The following is a 26,089-nucleotide window of genomic DNA, read 5'->3' as shown; positions in this document are numbered from 1 at the left end:
GAGCATATAAAGTACTTTAGACAAATTTAGCAGACTTTGTCATGCTTTTGGGTTTTCTTGTCGATTTGACTCTATAATGAGCTATTTTAACCGTCTTGTTCCACGATTTTACCAATACAGGGCTTAGAGCATGCTAGTCTCTGGAGCTTGAGGCTTAAATAACATTAAAACCGCTAATCAGCAGTTCTTTCGTCATAAAGTATTTATAAGGCCAGTGACATGGACGTATCGCTCTCTTTAGAGATTATCTTAATGCTGACGGCAGTCGCAGCGCTGGCCGGCTTCATTGATGCTATTGCAGGTGGTGGCGGCTTACTGACTATTCCGGCCATGCTGCTTGCTAATATTCCGCCAGTGCTGACATTAGGCACCAATAAATTACAAGCGGCATCAGGAGCGCTTGCAGCGTCCCTCACTATGATCAAAAAAGGGGTAGTGAAACCAGCTCGTATAAAGACAGCTATTATCGCCGCTTTTATTGGTTCAATTATTGGCGCTATTGCCGTACAGCTATCGCCTCCTGATATGCTAGAAAAACTCATTCCGTTTTTTATCGCTGCTATTGGGATTTATACTTTATTTGCCCCTAAGCTTGGTGAGGTGGAAGCTGCGCCGCGTATCTCTGAGGGCAAGTGGCAAAAAGTAGCTGCTCCTCTCATTGGCTTTTATGACGGTTACTTAGGTCCAGGCACTGGCATGTTTTTTGCTTTAGGCAACGTAGCGCTACGAGGCCAAAAGATCGTTGAGGCAACGGGCGCAGCAAAAGTGCTCAATCTATCTACCAATATTGGCTCATTAATATTTTTCATTTTAGGCGGTAACGTGCTTTGGATTGTGGGACTCGCGATGATGGTTGGGCAAACGCTCGGGGCTTATTTTGGCTCGCACATGGTGGTCAAAGGCGGCAGTAAACTGATTCGTCCGATGATTGTTATGGTTTGCTTAGCTATGATCACGAAATACGTTTTTGGCTGAGCCAAGCGTAGCCATTGTTAGCTAGTAACAACTGACTTATCGCAAATAAAAACTTCAGCCTATTTTAGACTGAAGTTTTTTGGTTTTGGCGTTGAGCAGCTATTTATCTATGCTTTATCGCTTTCATCGGCTTCACTGCGACGTAGACCATCTTGCCATTTACTGGTTTTGGTATCGCTTAGGCCATGATCACGACTATGAGCAGGCTTATCTGTGGTCTCAGCAGCATCGCCCGCTTTGGTGAACGAGTCTTGAATAGAAGCCGTATCGTTATCTTGAGAGCCATTAGTTTTTAGAGCGTCACTACGACTGTGATTATAGCTCATGCGCTCATTCAGCGTAGATTCTGCATCGCGATGACGATGTTTAAGCGCCTCTTCTTCAGGATGAGCTTGCGCAAAGTTGGTTTGCTCAGTAGTTTCTTTAACGGTATCGTGCTCGCTGAGCATCTCCACATCACCATCCTCTTCATAGCCGTGATTGGGATTGGCATCACCGGTCTGCTCATGAAAGCTAGGTGTCGCTTCATCATGAGTGGGTGATGGCGTGTTTTTAGCTGCGGCGTCACCACTGAGCTCTGCATAATCGGTAAGCTTATGGACGGCATTCTCTAGACTATGAGGATTATCCCGCTCCTGCGCTTGCTGCAGATGCTTATCAAAGACATCTGTCAATAAAGAATCGTAACGGATTCCGTTATAACTGATTAACTGCTCCGCTTCACTTTCAGTAATATCACCATTTTGACTGGCTTGCACGACATGATCTTCAAAAGTCAGACCAGCAAACTCGCCTTTGTGCTCCGCTTTTTTAAATTTCTCCCATAACGGCTCAACCTCAAGCAAGGTTTGATAAGCGTTTTCCATGCGGCCATTAGGATCATTAGGATCTGTATTATAATAGACCATAGTTTTGAGATAATCGCGGAACGGGTTAGCTTCAAAATCGTCCATAAAGGTGTCGCCAAGCTTCACCTTTAGCTCATCGCTTGTCGGCGTAAAGATACGACCACTAGGGAAAGTAACAAAGCTAACTACGTTTGCTGCTATCCGGTTGGGGAAGTTGGCAAACAAAGAGACAAAGGCTTCTTGGATAGTGTACAAGCTATCTTGTAGAGCGACCTCAGCATGCAAGCGTTCTGCTGCTGACTTGCTACCATTTTCATAAAACTGCAAAATAGCCGTAGCAATAAATAGGTGACTGTGGATATCCGCTAGGCGGCCAGAGAGCATCTCTTTGCGCTTTAAGTCGCCTGCTAGTAGCCCAAGCGCCATGTCTGCGGTTAGTGCGAAGCTAGCACTCAAGCGGTTGATGTGCTTGTAATAAGGGCGAGTGAAGGTATCGGCAAAGCTTGGCGCTTTATTACTACCACCAACATAGCCTGCTACAAAGGCACGCGCACCGCGATTAAAGGTATAGCCTAGATGTTTAAAAAACAAAGTATCGAATTCTTTAACAGCGCTTTGCTTATCTTCGCTTTGTAGGAGTTGTAGCTCATCGAATAGATAAGGGTGACAGCGCATAGCGCCTTGACCAAATATCATCAAAGAGCGTGTCAAGATATTAGCGCCTTCAACGGTAACGGAGACGGGAATAGCTTGATAAGGCGTAGATAAGAAGTTGCGTGGACCCATCTGGATACCGCGGCCACCCAAGACATCCATGCCATCGTTGACGACTTCACGCATGGTCTCTGTAGCATAGTATTTTGCCATAGCAGTCATCACCGAAGGCGTACCCCCTTGATTAAGACCACAAGTCACTAGATGGCGAAAGGCTTCAAGCATATAAGTTTGGCTTGCCATCCGGCTCGTTGCATCTTGCACACCTTCAAACTTACCCACTGAGATTTTGAACTGCTCACGTACTTTGGCAAAAGCACCGACCGAGAGGTAAGTCATCTCGCTTGCTGAGGTCGAGAGCGCCGGCAAGGAGATACCGCGGCCTACGCCTAAGCACTCCATCAGCATCCGCCAACCGCGCCCCGCATTTTCGACCCCACCGATAATATAATCAAGCGGAATAAAGACATCACTGCCATCGACTGTGCCATTCATAAAGGGCGAACCACTAGGATGATGACGAGGGCCAGTAATAACGCCCTCGTGGCTGGCTGGAACTAAGGCACAAGTAATACCATAATCTGTCTTATCGGCATCGCCAAGTAGACCTTCTGGATCGTACATCTTAAAGGCTAGACCGACCACCGTAGCAATAGGTGCTAAAGTAATCCAACGCTTAGAGAAGTTCATACGTAGGCCAAGGACTTGCTTGCCCTCATGATTGCCATAACAGACCACACCCGTATCAGGGATAGCGCCTGCATCTGAGCCGGCTTCTGGTCCTGTCAAACCAAAGCAAGGAATCTCCTCACCACTGGCGAGCCCCGGTAACCAGCGCTGCTTTTGCTCGTCTGTACCATAATGCATGAGCAGCTCACCTGGACCGAGCGAGTTTGGTACCATACAGCTGACCGCCGCTGTGGGCGAGCGTGAGGCAATCTTACTCATTACTAGGCTTTGCGCGTAAGAGCTAAATTCTAGACCACCAAACTCTTTAGGAATAATTAAACCCAAAAAGCTATTATCTTTGATAAATTGCCAAGTCTCTGGGGATAAATCCTTATCTTCATGTTGAATCTGCCACTCATCGATCATCGCGCAGAGCTCTTCGACTTCATTATCGATAAAGCTTTGCTCCTCAGCAGATAGCTTGGGATAAGGGTATTCAGCAAAGGTATTCCAATCAGGCGCCCCCATAAATAGCTCTTTTTCCCACCAGCTCGTACCCGCATCGAGTGCTTCACGCTCAGTATCACTCATGCTAGGCATCGCTCCGCCTAAGGTTTTGTACACAGGCTTAGTAATGAGCGCTTGCCGGACAGGAGCAATAAGCAGCACTAGGCATAATAGGGCGACAGGCACCCCCAAAATCAGCGACCAAGGACTGATAAAAGCAGTCACTATTACAGTAGCAATAGCGACTATGCTACCCGTCACCCTTGATAATGACATTAAAAAGATGGCCAAAATCACGGCTAACTGAATAAGTATTGCCAAAATAAATAAACCAATCGCCATGATGGTCTCCTTAACAAGCGCTAATAAAAACTAAAAAATAGTGATAAATAAAGAGTCGTTATAAAATTATGGTAGTCACCAGTAGGTGACTCTCGATATAACGTCAAAGAGTGCAATGATTGCAACAGAAATCTAACGATCAAACTTTCAGTCTGCAATAACACAGTAATGTGATTTTATCTCTCAATATGAAATAATACTTGACAATTATCAAGGATAAAAATGCTGTTCTATGTCGGGAATATGTATCCTCTGATAGCTGATAACTTTTATAATCCTCATTTAAGATAATGAGTATTCAAGCAAAAGGGGCTAAGCCTTTTTCGGCATAAGACAACGTATCATTGCGGCCAACGATGATATGATCGACTAGAGACAGATCTAATAAGTCGCAAGCTTTTTTGAGTTCATAAGTGAGTATATTATCTGCCGCTGAAGGCTTAGAGTCGGTATGAGGATGGTTGTGAGCGATTATCAGCTGGCTAGCGGCATGAGTGAGTGCGTGGCGTAATACATGTTTGATGCATACAGAGCAGGAGGAGATACCGCCGGTGAATAGTATCTCAAAGTTCAGCAGACTTAAGGCATTATCTAAACACAAGACGGCAAAGACCTCTCGCGGTTCGCCGCGCAGCTGAGTGCTAATATAGTCTTTGACCACTTGCGAGCGACCTAGCGCTTGTCCGGTTTTGAGCTTGCTATCTAAGTAGCGCGTGCCCATCTCAAGCGATGCCAGTATTTGTGAGTATTTGGCAGGACCAATGCCATGGCAGGCAAGGACGACCTCCTTTGGCGCAGCTAATAGCTCGGCAAGTGAGCCAAACTCATCGATTAAGTGCCTTGCTAGCTCGATAGCAGACTGCGATTGGGTACCGGTACGCAAAAATATTGCCAATATCTCAGCGTCAGAGAGATGACTGGCGCCAAATTTTAGTAGCTTTTCTCTTGGTCTATCGTCTTCGTGCCAGTCCTTGATCGCCATTATTTTTCCTTTCTTCGCTAAGATTCATAGAAAGATTTGGAGCGCGTTTCTTAACTGAGTTATAGTCAGTTGAAATGAAAACTATCATATGTTCAAGAGCGCTACTGGTATAAATTTTACTGGCGTGCTGTATTTTTTCGATGCTACGTAAAATTCATACTAGCAGCGCTATACCGTTTTTAAAATGTATCGGCTATAGGTTAATCATAAAGCTAGCTATAGTTTTAGTTATAAAAATGGCTTAGCTATCGATAGCACTATAAAACCTTACCTAACTTATCTCATACTTGTTACTATAAGCGCAAATTTTATCTTTTCTTTTACCTTTTACCTATCGATGTCATGCTTATGTCAAAAGTTCTACTCGCTATCACCGGTGGTGTCGCCGCTTACAAATCTGCTTTTTTTGCCCGCTTATTGATTAAAGCAGGGTTTGAGGTGCGCGTCATCATGACCACAGGGGCGCAAGCTTTTATTACCCCGCTCACCTTGCAAGCTCTGACGGGCAATGAGGTGCATACCTCACTGCTCGATGAAGAAGCTGAAGCTGGCATGGGGCATATTGAGCTGGCAAAGTGGGCCGACTTAGTCATTATCGCTCCCGCTTCTGCCAATACTTTAGCGCGGCTGGCGATGGGGATGGCGGATGATTTACTAACGACGGTCTGTTTAGCGACTACTGCGCCCGTTATCGTTGCTCCTGCGATGAATCAGCAAATGTGGGCGCATCCGGCGGTCAGTCTCAATGTGCAGACTTTGCGTGATATGAATTATCATATCATTATGCCAGCTAGTGGCGAGCAGGCCTGCGGTGATGTTGGTGCTGGGCGCTTGCCTGAGCCTGAGCAGCTGTTGGCTGAGGTGCAATTGTTCCATAAGCAGCAGTTTATTGAACAGCGCTTGACGGGCAAGCGCGTGGTTATCACCGCAGGACCAACGGTTGAGGCGATAGATCCGGTGCGCTATTTGTCCAATCACTCTTCTGGCAAGATGGGCTTTGCTTTGGCTAATGCCTGTCGTGATGCTGGCGCTGAGGTGGTGCTCATTGTCGGCGGTAAGGTGAGCCTACCAACGCCGCTAAATGTCACTCGCATCGATGTTCTGTCAGCCGAGCAAATGCTCATCGCCGCGCAGCAGTGTGTCGATGGCACTCATAGCGCGTTGCAAATGATACCAACCCTATCGTTCGATCATAAGCATAGCTACGACCACGAGCATAGCGACTGTTGTGATTGTGAGGAGACGGATAGCTTTACAGAAGATAGCGGTCTAACTAAATCGGCAGATATCTTTATCGCTACCGCTGCCGTTGCCGATTATCGGACTCGCGACGCTGCTCCGCAAAAAATCAAAAAAACTCAAGACGCCATGTCGCTTGATCTGGTTAAAAACCCAGACATTTTAGCGTCGATTTCTTTGGCGCATCCAGAGCTGTTCGTGGTTGGGTTCGCTGCTGAGACTCAAGACGTTGAACGTTATGCGCGTGGTAAACTTGCGGCTAAAGATTTAGACATGATTGCCTGTAATGATGTCTCCCGAGCAGATATAGGCTTCGCTAGCGATGACAATGCTATGCAAGTGTTTTTTGCCAAAGCCTATGATCAGGACTCAGTGGTGCTCGATAAAACCAGCAAAGATAAGATCGCAGAGCAGTTAACCGCTCTGATCGGCGGAGCGCTGGGGCAACGCCGTAAAAGCTAACATAATAAGTAAGCACAAAAAAACTAGGAGTTAGCGGTTTTACCAAAATAAAGCCGCTGCGCTACTCGAAAAGTATTACAGTGCGCCTCAACCACATCCTCAATATCCTCTGAATAGCCGCCGCCCATAACGATAGCGACTGGGGTATCGGCGTCTTTTGCTTGCTGCAATACATACTCATCACGCGCTTTGCAGCCCGCATGCGTCAAGGCTAATTTGCCTAACTTATCAGTGGCTAAGATATCGACCGCCGATTGATAAAAAATCATATCGGGGGCGACTTCTGCTATCAGGCGCGGCAAAGTCTGCTCTAATACCTGCAAGTACTCTTCATCGCCGGTATCGTTATCGAACTCAATATCTAAGTCAGAGACTTGCTTGCGAAAAGGGTAGTTTTTGGCGCCATGCATGCTAAAGATAAAGACTCTAGGCTCATTCGCCATAATACTGGCGTTGCCATTGCCTTGATGTACGTCCAAATCGATAACGAGTATTTTATTAGCCTGTCCGCGATTTAGTAGTAAATTGCTGGCGATACAGACATCGTTAAACACACAAAAACCCTCACCATGGTCAGCAAAAGCGTGATGAGTACCGCCGGCGACATTCATTGCCACCCCATACTGTTGGGCATACAATGCACACTCATAAGTCGCATGCGCGATATGACGACCTCGATCGACCAAAGCCTCCGTCATCTCAAAGCCAATAGGTCGCGCCTCTTTGCGAGTCAAAGTTTGAGTCTTGAGCTTATGCCAATATTCCGACGTATGCGTAGTTAAAATCTCCGCTTCTGTCAGCCGTTTTGGCGCAAAGAAGTTATCGGGAGTAATCGTACCTTCACGCAGTAAACGCTCAGGAATCATGGTGTACTTTTGCATAGGGAAGCGGTGTCTTTCAGGCACTGAATAACGAAAAACTTCGGAATAAGCTATTTTTAACATAATTCAACTTTTTATAACGGTGTTTATTTAAGGGTATAATGGATAAGCTAATAAAGTAGCAGTCGATGATTTTGGTTTGTTTTTATTTAGCAGTAATAGTGTTTTCATAGTTTTGTGTAGCGCTGCTATTGCATTTTTTTGCTAGCTAAGAAAAAAGTACGCGCATCCGCTTGCGCGCGTAATTCACCTAATAGGGTGGGCATATCTTCGCTAGGCTCTTGCGTATTCAGCAAGTCACTAAACACCTCATAAGCGACAGTGGTCATAGCGACAACGCTTTGTAGTAAATGCTCGATAATTTCGTCATCGAGCCCTAATACTTCGACATCAAGCGCGTTTTTGTAGCGTATTTCACCATCATTCACATCCATCTCCAAATTACCAACGATCATATCGTAGTTGATTTGGGTAATCAGTAACATCGCCGCACTTTGATGACTCTCTGGTATCAAAAACGGTAAAATCCCATAAACCGCGAGTAAACCCTCTTTTTCTTGTACTCGAAATAAGTAGCCGCAATCTATTTTACGATTCCTCATGCGCAGTGATAGATGATGTGACTGCTGAGCGTCCGAGATCCTTGGCTTGTAGTGAGTATAATGCCAGTGTTTACTACGAAAATAGAGCTTCAAATAATCGATAATCGGCGTCTGATTAGGACCAGTAACAGAGTCTTTGCTTAAAGAGATTTTGGCCGACCTGCTAGTGGTGGCATTATCGGCTGCACGGTTGGCGTTTTTATTATTATCATCCTTTACACTGTGTTCAGCGTTTAAGCTTTCAGGCTTTATAGTGTCAGCATCGACAGCATTTTTAACATTGACAGCAGAACTGATGTCTTGCGGCGCTCTACTGGTCAATAGCCGTTTGAGTTTTTGCCATAAGCTGAGTTTAGACTTACTATCCATAGGTTTCGTCTTATAAGTTTGAGCTAATTAATTCAGAGATAATCCATTATCTTCTCGTTTGTAAAATAATAGCAAATAAGCGACTATTCGTCTTTTTTTGCTAATGCCTGTTGAATATTAGGCTGTCTATAAAATGCTTGCAACATATCCCGCATATGAACGCTGAGCCATTCGCTATTGATGGCATCATTGATGATAGGCAGTAGAGTAGGAGTGAGTTTCGATACGGCTAGCTCATCAATATTGACGCTAGCGGCTAAGGCTGCGATAGTGTCGGCCTGATGGTTATCATACCAAGTCTCGACACTAGCAGCGACTAAACTGCGCAGATAAGGCGAGAGCCGCAGACGATTATAGCTTTGCTGCACGCTGGCTTCGATATGATGAATACTGCCATTATCAGGGTCGTTATCTAAGTAGGTTTTTAATTGGCTAACTGGCTGATCTTTAATACGGGCCCAGCCCATCACTAGCAGCCTTGAGACTTCGTCGTTGGACAAATGCGCTTGGGCATTCGCTTCTGCTTTATTCGTCAAGTCCTTAATATTACGGTGTAAGTAAGTTTGTAGTTTTTCGTCTAAGTTACGATTGGTGGCTTTTTCAAAAGAGCTGCGCCCCATTTTCATCAGCTTGCCGACGCCGCCAGCTTTATCAAGGGTGCTCTCCATAAAGTCATTGATAGCGTGGTATAAGGTTCGAGTCAGCAGATCGGCAAAGGTATCATTACCGATGAGCGCGTGTATCAGCCCATTACGCTGCTGCTGATGACTGCCGATATAATTCGCTAGCGTATGCACTTGCGTTTCATCCACCAGATCAGCTAGCGGCACATTATCATTAACAGGATGATAAATAACGGTCTGCAGGATAGTTCTAATATCCGTGCGCATGACCTCAGTCATTGGTTGACTCAATAGCCAGTCATTAATGAGACGCTGCAAGTCCTCGTAGCTTAGGTATCGACTCATCGGCTGGGCGCTGAGCCATTGCCAAGCTTCATTAGCCAGTGGCTCAGCTTGCTGAAGGAGCCACTGCTGCATAAAGTCAATTTGCGCCTCTATTAGCTCATACAATGAGGAGATGGGCAGCTGCTCTTTATTGACATCATGGCTTGGTTTATTGTCTTGTGAAGTATTAGGCATAGAGTGGTTTGAAGGCTTTGCTGATGTCGTGTTTGATGAGATATTTGCGGTCATATTTACAGCCATATTTAGAATTATGAGATTCGACTATTTGTTATACTATAGGTTTGCAGTGGTTTTATTAGCATAGCGTATTATGACATGAAGGTAACGGATGTTTTTGGTGAATGTTAGTGTCGGTGAGGACTATTTATAACAAGTACTTAGAGCATATTTTAAATCCGCTGCGAGTTTGCGTCTCAAGCTGTGCCAAGACATTAATAACTAAGAGGTTGTGATGAGCGAGTCATCTTTTTCTGCTACTCAAACGTCGCCTGTGCTAGCGCTCGATAAGGTGACTGTGCAGCGCGGTGAGACGCCTTTGTGTAATGGCGTCGATCTGCAGTTAGCGGCTGGCGGTATTTGTCATCTCATTGGTGCTAACGGTACTGGTAAAACCACACTACTTATGCAGCTGGCTGGACTGTTACCTGTGCTAACTGGCACGATTGAATATCAAGGCCGCGCCGGTTTGCCTATACAGCCGCTATATATCTCGCATCAACTTGGTATTCATCCCAACCTTACTGTTGCACAAAATCTGACTTTTTTGCTTAATTTATATGGTATAGCGCCAAGTCTTGATGATATCGACGAAGCTTTAGCTTGGGTAGGCTTGCAAGGTTTCGAGACCGTCAGCTCAAGCCATTTATCAGCTGGGCAGACGCGGCGGATTACTTTAGCCCGCCTCTATTTATTGACACCCGAAGTCACACCGCTATGGCTACTCGATGAGCCTTTTACGGCGCTCGATGTGGATATGGTGGCGCGAATGCAGCAGCGCTTACAAGCGTTTGCCGCGGCAGGAGGGGCGATAGTGATGACCAGTCATCAGGCGGTCGGCGTGGCCAATCAAATGCTTGATTTGTCAGAGTATGATTTATCAGATACTGATATAACAGAGCCTGATTGATCAGATTATGAGGATTTAGATATACCGTGATTGTCTGAGGTAGCGACAGTTTTTGAATAATAGCAAGGCTAGACACTGATTACTTTAATCTATGATGCTATATAGATAAAATAAACGGCTAGAAAGGGTAACGAATGACGGAGAGCCACATACAAAATATAAATAGTGAGCGTATCAATAATAATAGCGGCGCTAATGTTAGCGATATAAGTTATGCTGCCCTTGCTATTAGCTTCACTCAGTTGTGGCGGCGCGAATGGCAAGTCAAGCAGCAAGGAGCGGTACAATGGTTATACCCGCTAGTACTGTTTTTGGTGATTATTACTTTGTTCCCGTTGGCAGTTGGTAGCGAGCCGCAGCTCTTACAACGCTTAGGCGTTTCAGCGGTGTGGATTGCCGCTTTATTGTCGCTAGTGATGGGTATCGATGGGTTATTTAAGCCCGCGCTCGACAATGGCACGCTCGCGCAATTAGTAGTCGCCAAAGCCTCACTGCCGTTATGGGTACTGATGCGCCTAACCATTCATTGGATCTTTAGTAGTGGAATTGTGGCGCTACTGAGTTTATTGGCTGTACCGCTATTTGGGTTGAGCTGGTTTGAGGCGGGTATTTTGATGGCGTCGATTATCGTTGGTAGTCCGATGCTACTGATGCTCTCGGCGATTGCTAGTAGTTTAACCTTATCGCTGAAAAACGGCGCGGTGCTAGTGCCGCTGATTGCGCTGCCGATGCAGCTACCGGTGTTGATTTTTGCGACGGGCGCCGTGGATTTGTTTGCGACCGGTCTCAATGGGTTACCTATTTTGGCTTTATTATTAGCCGGTAGCATTGTCTCAGTACTGGTGATGCCTTGGGTGATTGCGATGACGCTGAAGATGTCTTGGCTGAATTAAAAAACGCGCTTTAGCGACTATCTTGGTAAAAGCCTAAGCTTTGGGTTTGCAACGTGGTTAAAAGCGCCAACTTTGCTATAATAGAAGGCACTCGTTATTGTTGGTTACCTAGTAGTGATAAGTTGACCAAATAGTGACTATAAACAAGACGTTAGCAATAATAACCAGCTTAATGTTGCTAGCTTTGATATTCATTAGTAACCCATTAGAATGCTTCATCCACTTGCTGTGTAATAGGTCTATTCCATGCCCAACCTAAACAATGTCTCATCGCCAAACGTGTGGCAGCGCCTCTGGCAAGGTTTCTTGATTACTGTAGGGACTAAGCAGTTCTTTCGTATCTTTGCACCTTGGGTGAAGTGGCTTGGTATTTTAGCAGCTATTTGTCTGACTGTAGGCAGCATTTGGGGTTTGGCTTTTGCGCCGCCTGATTATTTACAAGGCAATAGCTACCGGATTATCTTCATTCATGTCCCCGCTGCCAGCCTTGCGATCTCCATCTATTTTGCCCTAGCCGTATTAGGGGTAATCTTTATGGTATGGAAAATCAAAACAGCTAGCTTAGTGGCGCAGGCACTAGCGCCTTTTGGGTTTTTATTGTGCGTGATTAGTTTGTTAACGGGCTCTATTTGGGCCAAACCCACTTGGGGCACTTACTGGGTGTGGGACGCGCGTCTAACCTCGATGCTAATTTTAGCGTTTTTATACGCAGGAGTGATGGCGTTATTTGCTGCTTTTGAGCATACGCCTAATCGCGGTAAAGCCGCCGCCATTTTATCCATCGTTGGCGCGGTAAATCTGCCTATTATTAAGTACTCAGTTGAATGGTGGAATACGCTACATCAAGGCGCGACCTTTACGCTGACCGAAGCGCCAAAAATGTCAGCAGATATGTGGCTGCCATTGCTGCTAATGGTGATTGGCAGCTATTTATTAGTAGCAGCGCTTGCGATCTATCGGACTAACACCCTGATCTTAAATCGTGATCAAAGCAAAGCTTGGGTGAAAGAATATATCCGTAACCAACGTAAATAATGCCAAAATGCTCTGAGTGTTTTAGCATAGCGTTATGGTAGATTGCGGTTAACAAGTATAGTTAATTCTAAATAAAACAGATGTGTTATGTTGCAACGCGGAACTGGCATGAATTTTTTTGGCGTGCTGTGCCTACGCATACAGCGGCTGCAAAAAATTCATTCTAGCCCCGCTGTATTTTTTATATTGAACTCACTGTGTCATAGGAGAGCAAATGCAGCCTTACTTTTATAGCCTCTCAGAATTTCTTGCTATGGGTGAGCATGGTGTTTTTGTCTGGTCTTGTTGGGCCATTACGGTAGGTATTGTTTTAGCCTTTATCCTCTATAGCCGTGCTCAAAGAAAGACTTTACTGAAACAATTGACTATTCAACAAGCGCGGCAAGCACAGCGAAGCAGCAGAGCGCCTAAGCATAAAACTTAAGTCTCTATTTCTCAGAGGTTATTCAATAGGCTAACTCAAACCTTTTAATTCGCTGATAACTTACTGTTTTTATTGCTATTAATGTATTAATACAATGACGGAACCATTTTGCCTAATGATGACAGCTGTCATTGATTTGTATGATAAAGGCTACCATATAAAAGCTGTAAGGTTTTATTGAGCATTTTGAGCTGATAAATCTAAAGTTTGTAAAAGCGCCATTTTTAATGAGGTAAGATATGAACGCCGTTCGACGTAAAAAGCTTATGTGGGTTATGTTTACGCTAGCAGGTGCGGCTATCGCTGTGGTGCTCGTCATCTATGCTATTGGTCAGCAGACGGACTACTATTTCGATGCAACGGCGATTGCTCAAGGCGAGGCGCCGCAAGATAAGCGCATTCGTGCTGGCGGCATGGTGGTTGCGGGTAGCGTACAGCGAGCTGCTAGTGATCCTTTGAATGTTGAGTTCGCTATTACTGATTTCCAATCGACAGTACCCGTCACCTATCAAGGTATCTTGCCAGACTTATTCGCTGAAAACTCAGGAGTGGTTGCTACTGGTAAAATGCAAGGCGAAACTTTTGTCGCCGGCGAAGTATTGGCTAAGCACGATGAAAACTACATGGCACCAGAGGTCGCAAAATCGCTAAAAGAAAATAACCGTGCGAGTGTTACGCCGTCATCAGAACAATACAATCCTGCTGAACCTATCCATAAAACTGAAACCTTACAGCAGTAAAAACAGCAGTTAAAAATTTAATTCGCTCAAATAAAAAAGCCACCAATACTTATATCGGTGGCTTTTTTGCGTTTAATGATTTTATTTTAAAAAGTAATTAACCTACTGAAACACCCTTTAAAATCAGTCGTCCCATTCAGGCGTATAATCAGGGTGCTCGATTTTGCGGCCATCACTACGAGCCAAGTTGCCGATTTGCTCTAGCTCATCAGCGCTTAGTTCGAGCTCAGTCGCGTCTAAGTTACCTTGTAAGTGATCAGGGTTGGAAGTCTTGGGAATAGCGACGCGATCCTTATCTGAGAGTATCCAAGCTAATGAGACTTGCGCTGGGGTAACATTATGTTTATCAGCGATTTGTTTAATCACCTCATTATCGAAGACATCGCCGCGCGCTAGTGGCGAGTAAGCTTCTAATAAAATATGGTGGTTGTTTAAAAAGGTCTGTAAGGTATTTTGCTTAATAAACGGATGAAACTCGACTTGGTTGACTACGATAGGCACATCAGCGTGTTTTTTCGCTTCGATAATGTTAGCAATGTTGAAGTTAGAAACGCCAATATGACGAGTCAGGCCTTGCTTTTGCAGCTCACACAGTGCAGGAATCGTCTCGGATAAAGGTACGCGATCATCTGGCCAGTGTAGCAGCAATAAATCCACATAATCGGTATCTAAGTCTTTTAGCGAGTGCTGTGCTGAAGCTTTTAATTTCTCAGGCTCAAACTTCATATCATCTGGGAATATCTTAGTGGTCAAAAAGAATTTATCGCGAGCCACGCCAGATTGCTTGATACCTTGACCGACTTGTTTCTCATTACCATAAGCCTGCGCGGTATCGATGTGCTCATAGCCCATCTGTAGCGCTTGGCTAACGACTTTAACGCAGTCATCACCTGTCGATTGCCAAGTACCCAAACCTAATACCGGAATGTTGGCTTGACCCGCTGTGCGAATATTATATTTTTTTGTGCTCATATTATTATCCTTATCATCTGTATTTACTGTTTTTAGCTATAGAAAAGCGCGCTAAAAGGTGGGGTGGAAGGTAAATGAAAGTTTAGGAGTCTTTAAAATCATTCAATTACTATAAGGAAAAATTATTCAATGCAAAAGAGGAAGTGACGCTTTCCTACAAAGCACAAACAGCTTGTAACGTCCGCTAAATTTTGACGCTATCTTACTGGCTTACAAATCCTTACTGCGATAAAGGTTTTATATATACCCTTTATGCTATAGTTGAATTAAAGAAAATTTAGAATAAAACGTATATTAAACAACTACTAATAACAGCAAATACTAGGTATAGAAATACTGTTTATAAACAGGATTGTCAGGAGTAATCATGTCAGATGCTATAACCGATAGCGCTATAGGAGCGGGTGAACCTATGGCGCAAAAGCCTATTTCGTGGTTTATCTTTGGGCTGATGGCGAGCGTCACCTTTATCGGTATTCTCTCAGAGCTGATGCCGTCAGGTATTTTGCCGCAGATGACCGCGGGATTAGGCATCGAACAGACGCAAGTGGGTTTTTTAGTTGGTATCTATGCGCTTGCCTCAGCGATATTTGCTATCCCGCTTATCAGTGCCACCTTATGGGTCAATAGAAAAATCCTGTTGATGGTTCTACTGGCAGGTTTTGCAGTTTCCAATATCGTCGTTGGGCTAACGTCCTCTTATTATCTTATCGTTGTCATGCGGATTTTGGGCGGGATCTGCGCTGGTATCATGTGGCCGATGATTGCCGCTTACGGTACCGCGCTAGTGCCCGAAAACATGCATGGGAAAGCGATTACTATCATCATGGCGGGTAATACTTTTGGCGTCAGTTTGGGACTGCCGATTATGACCTTTATCGGTACTCATGTCGGCTGGCGCATGTCGTTCTTGGTCCTTGGTGGGTTAGGTGCCCTTATTGCCCTACTGGCGATGAAGTTTTTGCCAGCGGTAAAGGGTGAGAAGCTGACCCAAAGTAACTCGCCGCTTGCGGTGTTGAAAATCCCTGGCGTTTGGATTGTGCTCGCGCTGACCTTTTTGGCTGTCGTTGCCCATTATAGTACTTATACGTATATTACGCTTTTGGTAGAAACGATAGCCTTTACTGGCGGTATTAGCCTTGCGCTGCTGATCTTCGGTATCGGTTCGGTGATTTCAGTAATATTATCGGCTCGAATCATCGATACCCATTTGCGCGGTTTAATCGTCTCAATGTTGGGCGGCGGCCTTATAGCGATGTTGCTATTTGTCTTCTTTAGAGGCGCTAATGGTTTTGCACATATTGCTTTTTTATTGTGGGGGCTGGCGTTTGGTCCGCTAGTGACTATGTTTCAAACGGCAGTCAGTCATCAGGTTACCGAAGCTAAAGCCGTTGCTACTTCAGTACAGTCTAGTGTGTTCAACTTCTCGATTATGATTGCCACGTGGCTAGCGGGATTGATTTTAGTCAATATGCCAGAGACTGGGGTCTTCGGTATTGTCTATTTGTCTATTCTTTGTTTTATCCCTGCGATAATCATTACTTTCATATCAAAGAGAACTTTAGATGCCCCTACTGTTTAAAAGAGCTTAGTTAATGACTTGTTTAATTACTTATAAATCAATAATAGGAGTTTGTTATGATTAAATTTACTAACGCTAATATTTATCGCAATGAAGATGCCAATGAAATCCTAGTTAAAGACGGTATCATCCAGCAGATGGGTAAGAATTTGCCTAGTGCCGAGGAAGAGATTGACCTAAAAGGTCGCTTGATTGTACCGCCCTACGTCGATTCGCATCTACATCTAGACTATGTCTACACGGGCGGCGGCGATGATGCGAAGAACGCATCTGGTACCTTGTTTGAAGGTATCGCGCGTTGGCACGATGTCAAAAAAACCCAGTCTTTTGAAGATGCCAAACAGCGTATGCTAAAAGGTATTCAAGAAGAAGTCTCCAAAGGCGTGCAATATATACGGACCCATATCGATATTTGCGACCCTGACCTCACCGGACTCAAAGCCATGCTAGAGCTGCGTGAAGAACTCAAAGACAAGGTCACCATTCAGATTGTGGCGTTCCCGCAAGAAGGCATGTATGCCTATAAAGGCGCGGTTGAGCTGATGGAAGAGGCGCTGAAGATAGGCGCGGACTGTGTCGGCGGTATTCCGCATTTTGAGTGGGCATATGAGTTTGGGCAGGATTCGGTGCGTAAAACCGTCGAATTAGCGCTGAAATATGACAAGCTTATCGACGTACACTGTGATGAGACCGACGATCCCATGAGTCGTCACGTCCAGCTATTGAATGCTTTAGTGATGATAGAAGATATCGGTGCGCGTACGGCCGCGAGTCATACTTGTTCCTTTGGCTCTGCTGATGATGCTTACGCGTTTCGGATGATGGGACTGTTTGAGCAATCAGGTATGAACTTTATCGCCCTACCGACTGAGAACGCTTATCTACAAGGTCGCCAAGATACTTATCCTAAGCGCCGTGGTCTCACGCGAGTGAAAGAATTTTGGGAAAATGGTATTAATATCTCCTTTGGCCAAGACTCTATAAACGACCCTTGGTATCCAGCGGGTAATGGTAATATGATGAATATCTTGGATAACGGTATTCATTTAGCGCAAACCATGTCACTGCCGCAGTTGGATGTCTGCTTGGACTTTATTACCTTTAATGGTGCAAAGACTTTGAACATTGAAAAGGAGTATGGTTTAGAAGTCGGCCGCGCCGCGAACTTCTTAGTGTTAGATGCTGATACACCGTTTGAGGCGGTGCGCCAACGCGCTGATGTGCTAGCCTCTATTCGTAACGGTCAATATCTGTTCAAAAAACCCGAACCTAGTTATGAGATTGAGTTGGATATGTATCGAGCGACTAAGTAGTGATAAGCGACATGACTACATGCTGTCTTTAAACTAAAAAACGCCCCTTACCTTAATAAGGGGCGTCTTTATGATAAAGCTTTTATACTCAAATCGGTTTATTCAGCTACTGCAACTTCACCAGTAGCAGACGCAGTACCAGCAGTAGCGGTAACTTCGTTACTATTTGCATCCCAGATTTTTGGATATTTATAACCAGGGAAAGTGTCATGCGCGTATTTTTTGAAAGCTGCAGAGTTATAAGCGTTAGTGACATCTTTAACCCATTTCTTATCGACGTCGGCTGATTTAATCGCTGACCAATTGACATAGTTAAAGCTTGGTTCTTGGAATAAAGCTTCAGTCAATTCGATACCGGCATCGGTCGCATAGTTGCCATTGATAACCGCGAAGTCCACTTCATCACGCGCGCGTGGCAGCTGCGCCGCTTCTAATTCAATGATATCGATATCATATTTGCTATTGTCAGCGATATCTGTTTTGGCTGCGGTTAGCGGATCGATATTATCCTTTAAAGTAATCCAGCCCAGATCATCCATCATTACTAGCGCACGAGCGAAGTTGCTCGGATCGTTTGGCGCTGAGACGCTCATGCCTTTATAAGCTTCTTGCAGATCACTCTTTTTACCTGAGTAAATCCCTAGCGGTGCAGTTGGTACCTGAAAGACTTCTACCAAATCTAAGTTGTTTTCAGTCTTAAAGGTATCGAGATAAGGCTTGTGCTGGAAGATATTGATATCTAAGTCGCCATCAGCCAAGGCTAAGTTAGGACGGACATAGTCAGTAAAGGTAATCAGCTCAACTTCATAACCTTGCTCTTCTAGCGAACCTTTGACTTGGTTGCGCACCATGTCTGCAAAGTCACCTTCGGTGGTACCGATGACAATTTTGCTGTGTTCAGGATCGATGTCGGTTGCCGCTGCAGTCTCGTTAGTTGGTGCTTCTTTGGTCGCTTCTGGCGCTGATGAGTTATTACAGCCGACTAATACTAAGCCCGAGACGCCGACAGTGGCAAGTCCAAGCGCTAATTGGCGGCTGATATCTGTTAATTTCATAAATTATCCTTAATAAAAATGCATTAGGGGTCACGGCTTAGCAATCAGCCATTAAAAAGAACGATTGGAGTCTGTTGGAGATTCACAACAAGGAAATGCTGCTAAATAACATGCGAATAAAAAGAGCACAAAAGTAACTTTAGTACCGTATAAAGTCAAGCCTTTTGCTTATGAGTAATCTGCATCAAAAGTGGAGTAATATTCATAAGCTCGTATTAAGCAGTGAGAGTCGATAAGTCCATTCTATCGGTATCAGCATCAAAATCAGCGCTAACAATAGCGTCTTGACAATAAAGTCTGAGATTAACGCTTATCTAAACGTGTCGCGAGCCAGTTACCAAAAGCTTGAATGGAGACGACCATCACAGAGAGCATAATGACGATAAACACCATAACTTCAGTCTGATAACGATAGTAACCGTAACGAATAGCTAAATCGCCCAAACCGCCACCGCCAATCATACCAGCCGCTGCAGAGTATGATAGCAGGCTGATACATAGGATAGTCACCGACAGCACTAACCCTGAGCGTGCCTCATTGAGTAGTACTTTTATGATGGTGAAGGGGCGGGCGCCCATTGATTCAGTGGCCTCAATGATACCACGCGGGACTTCGCGCAGGTTCTGTTCGACCAAGCGCGCAAAATAAAAGGAGCCGGCAATAGCAAGCACTAAGGAGGCGGCAATCGGACCGATACCTGTACCGACGATAGCTTTAGTAAAAGGACTCATCGCGATCATCAAAATCACGAAAGGAAAGGCGCGCATAAAGTTTGTGACGCCGCCAAGCACAGCGTAGAGCACTTTGTTTTGTAAAAACTGTCGGTCACTAGATAAAAATAAAAATATCCCGAATAGACCACCAATAGTTACCGCAGCGGTAGTAGAGATACCGAGCATGATAAAAGTATCGAGGGTAGCCTGCCAGATCTCTTTTTTTAGAGCCAGCAACTTATCAATCGAGGCGGATAATTCAGCACCAGTCAACATATCTATTTCTCTTGCCTTATCAGGTTATCTCTAATCTTCGTGGACTAAGCCTTGGCCTATCGGAGTGGTGGCTTGAATTAGACCATCTTGGACTTGGGCAACTTCAAGTAACTGCCCCTCGTGCAGTAGGGCGGCGCGATCACACAATCTACGAATGACGCTCATTTCATGGGTAACAATAACAATAGTCACCCCAAGCTGCTGATTGATATCACGCAGACAGGTGAGTAAGCTACGGGTAGTTGCAGGGTCGAGCGCACTGGTAGGCTCATCGGCAAGTAATACTTTGGGACTCGGGGCGATAGCGCGGGCGATACCTACGCGCTGCTTTTGACCGCCGGAGAGCTGCGCGGGGTAGTGGCTGACGCGGTCTGTGAGATCGACAATCTCTAAGCATTCCATGACGCGTTTGTGAATATCACGACTAGGGTAGCCTGATACGGTCAAATTAAACGCCACATTGTCAAAGACCGTGCGATTCGACATCAGATTGAACTGCTGAAAGATCATACCGATGTTATGACGCGCGATGCGTAAGTCGCTAGCTGTCAAGGTGGTCAAGTCCGTACCATCGATGATGACTTGCCCGTTATCGGGACGCTCTAACATATTGATTAGACGTAATAAGGTCGATTTACCCGCGCCTGAATAGCCCATGAGACCGAATATCTCACCTTGTTTGACCGTCAAAGAGGTCGGCTTAACAGCGGTAAACCAATGCGCCTTACCATCTGCTCCTTTTATGGAGCGATCGCTCATAAAGCTTTTGGTCACATCATTTAGGACGATCATGTCACTCATGGAATGCTCAAAATTTGATAGAGAATAAAGTAAATAAGGACTAGCGTTAACGATAGAATAAGGGGCGGTAATATAGCATATTATTGAGTAATATGGCACAGGCAATTGTCAATCGAGCAGTAGAAATAGAGTGAATAATTCAGATGAGCGACAAGGTCAAACAAGATAAGAATAGGTAAGCGCTGTTAAGCCCACAATAAAACGGCAGCGGTTTTGGATGTTTAAGGTAGACGAATCTCACAAACTGACATTAGATCTGCCAATCAGCGATTAGAGTTAGGTTGTACGCTTTGGCTTTCTTTATAACTATAATGCGGATCATGCTTGACCGGTATCACGACCAAGAAGCGAGTATGCCCATTAATCGTATCCGTTAGAATGTGGCCTTGATGCGCGGTGACGATTTGTGAAACTAGCGATAACCCTAAGCCTGAGCCTTTTTTCTTTTGTTGTAAGCGCACAAAGGGGCTAAAGATTTCTTCGCGCTTGTCTTCAGGGATACCCGAGCCCTCGTCAATTACTGCAAGAACAGCGTATTTAGGAGCGGGGCGCACAGGGTCGGCTTTTGCTTTTTTGAGATGCTTTTTGAATAAGCCTTCTTTCTTTGGTGCTATCGTCGTTTCGCTCTTACGCTCGTCAGCGTCTGCTTTTACGTCTGTCTTATCATTAGCCTTTTTTGCAGAGCTATCGTTAGTGACTGAATGAGTAGAGTCAGCGGTAAGCTTCATGAGATTGCTAGCAGAGAACTGCGTAGGAATAGCTTGCCAAATCTCTTTTTTAATACTATCTATCCGCTCGGCTGTGAGCATAGGGTAGCGAGCAGTATAAACGTTAGCTGTAGCAGACGAATGGGTTAGTGCTGATGTTTGTTTGAGGCTTTGCGTTAAGGGGTCTGTTGCTTCGTTAGTGGTTACATTAGTGCTTATATCAGCGACCCTATTAAGGTCTATAGACTGCTCATCATCACTGGCCGGATCAATACTGATACTCTCACCGTTACGATAAATCGGTGGCAGAGGTGCTGCCGCATTTTGTCCCTCTGCTGTATTATTAAAAGTATGGTCTTCAACAGGCGAGCTCATAAACAGATCGAGCTCATTACTTAAGGGCTGATTGTTAGTGTCTAACGTCTCATAATCCTTATACTCCAAATTATCATGATCAGCAAAGCTACTATTGAGTACTGATTGCAGCAGATAATCAGGTACATTGCCCGCTTCTTCAATCTGCTGTACGCCATACAGAAAGACAGTAACAGGAGGGACGCCGTGTAGCATCGCATTATTTAGTAGATTGCGGATCAAATGAGTCAGCATCGCCGATTGACCATCGATGATTAGGTGTTCACCAATCAAAGTGGCTTCAGAATAATGCTGGCGCTCCTGATTGATCAAGTCATACAAATCTAGACGCTCAACTTGCTGCAGCACGTGACCGGCGTCCAAGCGACTGACCAATAAGATGCTCTCAACCAAATCATTAAGGCCCGATAGGTCGCGATTGATAGCTTGCGCGCGTTTGTCAAACTTCTCTTTGGTGTCTGGAGGCATAACGTTCGCTAGCATATCCATCATTTCGATCTGCAAACGAATACGGGTAATAGGAGTGCGCAGCTCATGTGAAGCATGCGCTAATAGTAAATTATTGGCATCGATAAGATGCTCAATCTTTTGCGCCGCCTGATTGAAGCCATGAGCCAGAGAAGCAATCTCATCATTGCCGCGAGCATTGACCCGTACGCTAAAGTCGCCGTCACCCAACTGAATCATTTGTTGACTTAACTGATTGATTCGCCAAGTCATTGTCCGGGCAATCCACCAAAGAACACCAGCCATAATCAAAAGTAGTAGCAGCGTTCCTGTAAAGAGATTAAGGACGGCGGAGAATACTGGTTTTTTTGGCGGTAAACGAGACTCATATAATAAGGTATAGCCTGTACTGCTGTAGACTTGCGCTTGCTGATTGGGCGGAGTATCAGAAAAGGAGGGGAAAACGCGAGTCATCAAAGAGGGCTCGTCAGGCAGTAGTAACGGCAAATCGCTATTGTCGGTCTGCATCAGCAGATGACCTTCGTTGTCATATAAGCCCATCTTCGCCTGTAAGGACTCATCAAAGATATCGAAGCTTTTTTTGACGACCGCTAGCATAAAGCGAGCTTGCAGACGATTATCCTTACTGACAGCGATGTTTAAATCATTTAAAAAAGGATCTATCTGCCCCAGGATTTGCGTCGCTAAAACTTCTGAGCGGATACCCGCATCTTTATCGTGTACCAGCTGCGTCAAAAGCACCATAGCGACTGCAAACAAGATAAGTGCCAGCATAACACTGGCAAATAACTTGGCAAAAACAGAACGAAAACCGAGCTGCTGCATCAAAGAGTCTCTACTATCAGGCGCATATGTGTCATAGACGTATAGGCATTAGCATACTAGATACTAGTATATTAAGCACTATCATACCTGATCAGTGGCAAATTGATAGCCAACGCCGCGCACAGTAATAATGCGTTTGGGCTGGCGTGGATTGTCTTCGATCAAAGCTCGCAGGCGCGAGATATGCACATCGATGGCACGATCAATATTATCTGAGCTATCATCGTTAGGCATCGCTTGCCAGAGCTGCTCACGATTTAATACCTTGCCTGAATGAGTGGCAAAATAATGCAATAATTGGAACTGATGTGTTGTCAAGCGTACTGGCTGGTCGTCGATAGTGACTTCATGACTATCGGGAAAGACGCTCAAACGGCCAAAGGTCAAACTATCTGATTGGCTATCTGCTTGGTTTGGTTGCTCATGGCGACGAATCACTGCGCGAATACGAGCTAATAGCTCACGGGGTTCGAACGGCTTAGCAATATAATCATCCGCGCCCATCTCTAGCCCTAACACGCGGTCGGTCGTATCACCTTTTGCAGTCAGCATAATAATAGGTACCTTATTGGTCATACTATTATTACCGCGAATCTTCTGACAGACTTGCATACCATCCATGTCCGGTAGCATAAGATCAAGCACGACCAGATCAATGTCGCGCTCTTTGGTGTCTAAAATATCTAAGCCTTCTTGACCAAGACCAGCATGATGAACGTCATAATAGTTCATCGTTAAATAGTCGCTGATAAGTTCAGCCAAATCTGGATCATCTTCTATTAATAAAATCTGTTTACTCATGGTTCATCTCCTAAAAATACTTCCGGTGATAGATAGTTGCCATCATCTTAATAAGTACTATTTTATAAGGGCTACGTCATTATTATTTATATTGAGCTTTTCGATCCCTTTTTTTAGTGCCTTTTAAAGTGAGCGCTATTTTGAGATAAGTTACTTTGCGCTTAATCTTTTGTGCTCAATCTTTGTATTTAGTCATCAGTTTGCCAAAAAAGCACCTAAGCAAACAAGACGCGCTTTGTTAATATTTCTACACAATGTAACTGTCTATTTAGGAATTTAGACGCTATTTAAGACCGTAGTAGAACTAAAGTAACAAAGTATTAAACCTACATAAACGAAGCTGCGTTAAAAAAGATAGCGCAGGACAATTATGCTGTAGTTACACGTTAAGAGATAACTACTTTTTTACCTGCTGACTCAACGGGTAAATCAGCCAAGCAGATCAGACTGTCGTTATTGACTCCAGCAATCAGGTATTGCTCTGTATTTGGGTTATATTCGATGATCTCGATAGGTTGGCGAGTCAAGCGCTGATCTTGTTTGATAATCCAAACGTTTGCGGTAAGCGGCGCTAACGGCTGATAAGGAGGGCGTTTTAAAGCGCTCAGATCAGCATCATGTATGGCGAGCTCAGGCACGATAGTACCTACCGCTATTTGACCATAATTAACGCGACCTGTAGCAATCGTACCTACTTTAAGACTACCTTCGCGGCTGGCATCGTTCTTTAATACTTGCACATGAACTTTTAGTTGGTTCGGGTTATCGCCAACGCTAAGCTTGCTGATTTGGCCGGTAGCTTTTTTGGCATTATTGTCAGTACTGAAGTTGACGGTCTGACCGACAGAAAGCTGCGGTTCAGCCTGAATAGGTAGGGTTGCAATGAACTGCAAATGAGTATCATCCGCTAAAAATAAAAGCGCCGTACCGGCTGCAAGCTTATCGCTACTAGCCACAGGCAGCTTATTCACTCGTCCAGAAAAACTGGCCCGAACAATAATAGTGGTGTCTGGCGCTTTTGTCTGGGTCTGTGTGTCTAGTTGTGATTCTGATTGTGTTTTTAGGGCGGATTGTGGGTTGGTCTGCTTAGCGGCTTGCTCAATACTCTGTGCCTGCTGGTTGTCAGCGCTATCGCTACTTGCGGTCTCGCGGCTCGTATTGTCATTTATATTTTCATTGGCACTGTCGTTTATATTATTACTTGCAATATCATCAGCTTGCTTCTCAGCTTTTTTATTATGTGACAATGACTCTGCACCATTAGCAGTTTTATCTTCATTGCTAGCCTGCGCTTCTAAGATGAACAATGGCGAACCTTCTTCTACCCACTGCCCTTGTTGAACCAGCACTTTTTGTACGGTGACTGCTTTGGCAGTGACAAATTGCGACTGCCTGATAGGTTCTATCTCACCTTGTAGGCCGAGACTTGGCTGATAGCGTGAAGATTTGAGGTTTAAGATGCTATCAGAGGATAACGTAACGGTATCGTCGCTGATGATGAAAGATAAATCTGCGTCCTTAGTCACCGTCTCACCTTGCGCTATCGCAGATTGACTCGTATCTTCAGGTGGTTGGCATGCTGTCAGTAACAATACACCGATGAATAAAGCAGTATTTTTGTTATAAAAAAAACGTATCATATCAGTCACCGTGGACAGCAAATAGCTAAGTTAGAAGGAATATATAACCATATTTTAGGGTAAAGTGTCTAAAAAGTGACTTGAGCGGTTTTATTAATTGCAAATCAATCTTGTATTGTTAATACTTTGTTTAGTATATTATTAAAATAATTATAACTTTCGTCTTATATAGGTAACTTATCTTACACGATTATAGTAATGCTGTTAGGTTACCGTCATATTGCAATAGTTGATTTTTGGATGAATTTTAGATGTTATGCGACTGATATTGCTCTAATTATAAACAAAATAACAAAGTAGATAATAGTAGAAGCATAATAGGGCAAAATATTAGCTATTTATAGTACCTTCTATAGTACCTTAGCTATGGATAGTAAATTTAAAGTTTATAGGATAGTGAGAATGGATAGTAATTTTGAAGGGCTAACCGTCATGGTGATTGATGATTCAAAAACCATGCGCCGTACCGCAGAGACCTTATTAAAAAAAGCAGGCTGCGAGGTAATTACCGCTATTGATGGCTTTGATGCGTTAGCAAAAATTGTAGATAACAATCCGGATATTATCTTTGTCGATATTATGATGCCACGCTTAGATGGTTATCAGACTTGTGCTTTGATAAAAAATAATCCTAATTATGCCGATAAGCCTGTCATTATGCTGTCATCCAAAGATGGGTTATTTGATAAAGCTCGCGGGCGTATTGTTGGCTCTGATGAGTATTTGACGAAGCCCTTTAGTAAAGACGAGCTATTTGAGGCTATCAGTCATTATCGCTAATTGC

The 26,089-nt window shown here is 44.5% G+C and carries 22 protein-coding genes; 10 read left to right on the top strand and 12 right to left on the bottom strand.

The window, feature by feature from the left end:
- Window positions 1-219 precede the first annotated feature (219 nt).
- Window positions 220-975 carry a TSUP family transporter gene (locus ACTXGJ_RS04150; RefSeq protein ID WP_439241776.1) on the top strand — a complete coding sequence of 252 codons (756 nt, stop codon included), beginning with the start codon at window positions 220-222 and terminating at the stop codon, window positions 973-975.
- Between the two features lie 107 nt (window positions 976-1,082).
- On the opposite strand, the gene ACTXGJ_RS04145 is transcribed toward ACTXGJ_RS04150, so the two are convergent.
- Window positions 1,083-4,055, bottom strand: a complete 2,973-nt coding sequence (locus ACTXGJ_RS04145; RefSeq protein WP_443565209.1) for an acyl-CoA dehydrogenase — start codon at window positions 4,053-4,055, stop codon at window positions 1,083-1,085.
- A 298-nt stretch (window positions 4,056-4,353) separates the two neighbouring features.
- Window positions 4,354-5,037, bottom strand: a complete 684-nt coding sequence (gene radC / locus ACTXGJ_RS04140; RefSeq protein ID WP_443565208.1) for a RadC family protein — start codon at window positions 5,035-5,037, stop codon at window positions 4,354-4,356.
- A 348-nt stretch (window positions 5,038-5,385) separates the two neighbouring features.
- On the opposite strand from radC, the gene coaBC reads away from it, so the two are divergent.
- Window positions 5,386-6,738 (top strand): bifunctional phosphopantothenoylcysteine decarboxylase/phosphopantothenate--cysteine ligase CoaBC, encoded by a 1,353-nt coding sequence (gene coaBC / locus ACTXGJ_RS04135; protein WP_439241768.1) that lies wholly within the window; start codon window positions 5,386-5,388, stop codon window positions 6,736-6,738.
- Window positions 6,739-6,761: 23 nt separating this feature from the next.
- On the opposite strand, the gene ACTXGJ_RS04130 is transcribed toward coaBC, so the two are convergent.
- The 3 genes from ACTXGJ_RS04130 to ACTXGJ_RS04120 all read right to left on the bottom strand — a co-directional run bounded on the left by ACTXGJ_RS04130 (window position 6,762) and on the right by ACTXGJ_RS04120 (window position 9,786).
- The gene (locus ACTXGJ_RS04130; protein WP_439241766.1) at window positions 6,762-7,682 is read right to left on the bottom strand and encodes a histone deacetylase family protein; all 921 of its coding nucleotides are present in this window, start codon (window positions 7,680-7,682) and stop codon (window positions 6,762-6,764) included.
- A gap of 125 nt (window positions 7,683-7,807) precedes the next feature.
- The gene (locus tag ACTXGJ_RS04125) at window positions 7,808-8,590 is read right to left on the bottom strand and encodes a YbjN domain-containing protein (RefSeq protein WP_443565207.1); all 783 of its coding nucleotides are present in this window, start codon (window positions 8,588-8,590) and stop codon (window positions 7,808-7,810) included.
- Window positions 8,591-8,673: 83 nt separating this feature from the next.
- Complete coding sequence (locus ACTXGJ_RS04120; protein WP_443565206.1) at window positions 8,674-9,786, bottom strand: hypothetical protein; 1,113 nt, start codon at window positions 9,784-9,786, stop codon at window positions 8,674-8,676.
- Window positions 9,787-10,009: 223 nt separating this feature from the next.
- Between ACTXGJ_RS04120 and ccmA the strand changes: the two genes are divergently transcribed.
- The 5 genes from ccmA to ccmE all read left to right on the top strand — a co-directional run bounded on the left by ccmA (window position 10,010) and on the right by ccmE (window position 13,776).
- Complete coding sequence (gene ccmA, locus ACTXGJ_RS04115; protein WP_443565205.1) at window positions 10,010-10,684, top strand: heme ABC exporter ATP-binding protein CcmA; 675 nt, start codon at window positions 10,010-10,012, stop codon at window positions 10,682-10,684.
- A 134-nt stretch (window positions 10,685-10,818) separates the two neighbouring features.
- Entirely contained in the window at window positions 10,819-11,577 is a 759-nt protein-coding gene (locus ACTXGJ_RS04110; RefSeq protein ID WP_439241758.1) for a heme exporter protein CcmB, read from the top strand.
- 246 nt (window positions 11,578-11,823) lie between these two features.
- A complete protein-coding gene (gene ccmC, locus ACTXGJ_RS04105; protein ID WP_439241756.1) occupies window positions 11,824-12,612 on the top strand; it encodes a heme ABC transporter permease CcmC in 789 nt (262 codons plus the stop codon).
- Window positions 12,613-12,826: 214 nt separating this feature from the next.
- On the top strand, window positions 12,827-13,036 hold the full coding sequence (gene ccmD / locus ACTXGJ_RS04100; protein ID WP_439241754.1) for a heme exporter protein CcmD: 210 nt from the start codon (window positions 12,827-12,829) through the stop codon (window positions 13,034-13,036).
- Between the two features lie 239 nt (window positions 13,037-13,275).
- Complete coding sequence (ccmE, locus tag ACTXGJ_RS04095) at window positions 13,276-13,776, top strand: cytochrome c maturation protein CcmE (RefSeq protein ID WP_439241752.1); 501 nt, start codon at window positions 13,276-13,278, stop codon at window positions 13,774-13,776.
- Window positions 13,777-13,899: 123 nt separating this feature from the next.
- On the opposite strand, the gene ACTXGJ_RS04090 is transcribed toward ccmE, so the two are convergent.
- Entirely contained in the window at window positions 13,900-14,748 is an 849-nt protein-coding gene (locus tag ACTXGJ_RS04090; protein WP_443565204.1) for an aldo/keto reductase, read from the bottom strand.
- Between the two features lie 367 nt (window positions 14,749-15,115).
- Between ACTXGJ_RS04090 and ACTXGJ_RS04085 the strand changes: the two genes are divergently transcribed.
- A complete protein-coding gene (locus ACTXGJ_RS04085) occupies window positions 15,116-16,330 on the top strand; it encodes an MFS transporter (protein ID WP_443565203.1) in 1,215 nt (404 codons plus the stop codon).
- A 56-nt stretch (window positions 16,331-16,386) separates the two neighbouring features.
- Entirely contained in the window at window positions 16,387-17,643 is a 1,257-nt protein-coding gene (locus ACTXGJ_RS04080; protein ID WP_443565202.1) for an amidohydrolase family protein, read from the top strand.
- A 98-nt stretch (window positions 17,644-17,741) separates the two neighbouring features.
- Here ACTXGJ_RS04080 and ACTXGJ_RS04075 read toward each other — a convergent pair whose 3' ends face one another.
- From ACTXGJ_RS04075 to ACTXGJ_RS04050, 6 genes are all read right to left on the bottom strand, one after another.
- Window positions 17,742-18,698, bottom strand: a complete 957-nt coding sequence (locus tag ACTXGJ_RS04075) for a MetQ/NlpA family ABC transporter substrate-binding protein (protein ID WP_439241743.1) — start codon at window positions 18,696-18,698, stop codon at window positions 17,742-17,744.
- A gap of 303 nt (window positions 18,699-19,001) precedes the next feature.
- Window positions 19,002-19,688, bottom strand: a complete 687-nt coding sequence (locus ACTXGJ_RS04070; RefSeq protein ID WP_443565201.1) for a methionine ABC transporter permease — start codon at window positions 19,686-19,688, stop codon at window positions 19,002-19,004.
- Window positions 19,689-19,718: 30 nt separating this feature from the next.
- The gene (locus ACTXGJ_RS04065; RefSeq protein ID WP_439241739.1) at window positions 19,719-20,489 is read right to left on the bottom strand and encodes a methionine ABC transporter ATP-binding protein; all 771 of its coding nucleotides are present in this window, start codon (window positions 20,487-20,489) and stop codon (window positions 19,719-19,721) included.
- A gap of 263 nt (window positions 20,490-20,752) precedes the next feature.
- The gene (locus tag ACTXGJ_RS04060) at window positions 20,753-22,864 is read right to left on the bottom strand and encodes a sensor histidine kinase (RefSeq protein WP_443565200.1); all 2,112 of its coding nucleotides are present in this window, start codon (window positions 22,862-22,864) and stop codon (window positions 20,753-20,755) included.
- Between the two features lie 81 nt (window positions 22,865-22,945).
- A complete protein-coding gene (locus ACTXGJ_RS04055) occupies window positions 22,946-23,665 on the bottom strand; it encodes a response regulator transcription factor (RefSeq protein ID WP_439241735.1) in 720 nt (239 codons plus the stop codon).
- A 386-nt stretch (window positions 23,666-24,051) separates the two neighbouring features.
- Window positions 24,052-25,305, bottom strand: coding sequence for an efflux RND transporter periplasmic adaptor subunit (locus ACTXGJ_RS04050; RefSeq protein ID WP_443565199.1), 1,254 nt, complete (start codon window positions 25,303-25,305; stop codon window positions 24,052-24,054).
- Window positions 25,306-25,707: 402 nt separating this feature from the next.
- On the opposite strand from ACTXGJ_RS04050, the gene pilG reads away from it, so the two are divergent.
- Entirely contained in the window at window positions 25,708-26,085 is a 378-nt protein-coding gene (pilG, locus tag ACTXGJ_RS04045) for a twitching motility response regulator PilG (RefSeq protein WP_025644776.1), read from the top strand.
- The last annotated feature ends 4 nt before the right edge of the window (window positions 26,086-26,089 follow it).

The sequence above is a fragment of the Psychrobacter sp. 1Y11 genome (assembly GCF_052259045.1).
GTDB lineage: Bacteria > Pseudomonadota > Gammaproteobacteria > Pseudomonadales > Moraxellaceae > Psychrobacter.
Note: the sequence above shows the minus strand (reverse complement) of the source record. Positions and strands in the feature narration are given on the sequence as shown.

Bases quoted from the DNA above. Each gene is read 5' to 3' on its own strand.
- ACTXGJ_RS04150 (WP_439241776.1), top strand. From the start codon at position 220: ATGGACGTATCGCTCTCTTTAGAGATTATCTTAATGCTGACGGCAGTC.
- ACTXGJ_RS04145 (WP_443565209.1), bottom strand. From the start codon at position 4,055: ATGGCGATTGGTTTATTTATTTTGGCAATACTTATTCAGTTAGCCGTG.
- radC (WP_443565208.1), bottom strand. From the start codon at position 5,037: ATGGCGATCAAGGACTGGCACGAAGACGATAGACCAAGAGAAAAGCTA.
- coaBC (WP_439241768.1), top strand. From the start codon at position 5,386: ATGTCAAAAGTTCTACTCGCTATCACCGGTGGTGTCGCCGCTTACAAA.
- ACTXGJ_RS04130 (WP_439241766.1), bottom strand. From the start codon at position 7,682: ATGTTAAAAATAGCTTATTCCGAAGTTTTTCGTTATTCAGTGCCTGAA.
- ACTXGJ_RS04125 (WP_443565207.1), bottom strand. From the start codon at position 8,590: ATGGATAGTAAGTCTAAACTCAGCTTATGGCAAAAACTCAAACGGCTA.
- ACTXGJ_RS04120 (WP_443565206.1), bottom strand. From the start codon at position 9,786: ATGACCGCAAATATCTCATCAAACACGACATCAGCAAAGCCTTCAAAC.
- ccmA (WP_443565205.1), top strand. From the start codon at position 10,010: ATGAGCGAGTCATCTTTTTCTGCTACTCAAACGTCGCCTGTGCTAGCG.
- ACTXGJ_RS04110 (WP_439241758.1), top strand. From the start codon at position 10,819: ATGACGGAGAGCCACATACAAAATATAAATAGTGAGCGTATCAATAAT.
- ccmC (WP_439241756.1), top strand. From the start codon at position 11,824: ATGCCCAACCTAAACAATGTCTCATCGCCAAACGTGTGGCAGCGCCTC.
- ccmD (WP_439241754.1), top strand. From the start codon at position 12,827: ATGCAGCCTTACTTTTATAGCCTCTCAGAATTTCTTGCTATGGGTGAG.
- ccmE (WP_439241752.1), top strand. From the start codon at position 13,276: ATGAACGCCGTTCGACGTAAAAAGCTTATGTGGGTTATGTTTACGCTA.
- ACTXGJ_RS04090 (WP_443565204.1), bottom strand. From the start codon at position 14,748: ATGAGCACAAAAAAATATAATATTCGCACAGCGGGTCAAGCCAACATT.
- ACTXGJ_RS04085 (WP_443565203.1), top strand. From the start codon at position 15,116: ATGTCAGATGCTATAACCGATAGCGCTATAGGAGCGGGTGAACCTATG.
- ACTXGJ_RS04080 (WP_443565202.1), top strand. From the start codon at position 16,387: ATGATTAAATTTACTAACGCTAATATTTATCGCAATGAAGATGCCAAT.
- ACTXGJ_RS04075 (WP_439241743.1), bottom strand. From the start codon at position 18,698: ATGAAATTAACAGATATCAGCCGCCAATTAGCGCTTGGACTTGCCACT.
- ACTXGJ_RS04070 (WP_443565201.1), bottom strand. From the start codon at position 19,688: ATGTTGACTGGTGCTGAATTATCCGCCTCGATTGATAAGTTGCTGGCT.
- ACTXGJ_RS04065 (WP_439241739.1), bottom strand. From the start codon at position 20,489: ATGAGTGACATGATCGTCCTAAATGATGTGACCAAAAGCTTTATGAGC.
- ACTXGJ_RS04060 (WP_443565200.1), bottom strand. From the start codon at position 22,864: ATGCAGCAGCTCGGTTTTCGTTCTGTTTTTGCCAAGTTATTTGCCAGT.
- ACTXGJ_RS04055 (WP_439241735.1), bottom strand. From the start codon at position 23,665: ATGAGTAAACAGATTTTATTAATAGAAGATGATCCAGATTTGGCTGAA.
- ACTXGJ_RS04050 (WP_443565199.1), bottom strand. From the start codon at position 25,305: ATGATACGTTTTTTTTATAACAAAAATACTGCTTTATTCATCGGTGTA.
- pilG (WP_025644776.1), top strand. From the start codon at position 25,708: ATGGATAGTAATTTTGAAGGGCTAACCGTCATGGTGATTGATGATTCA.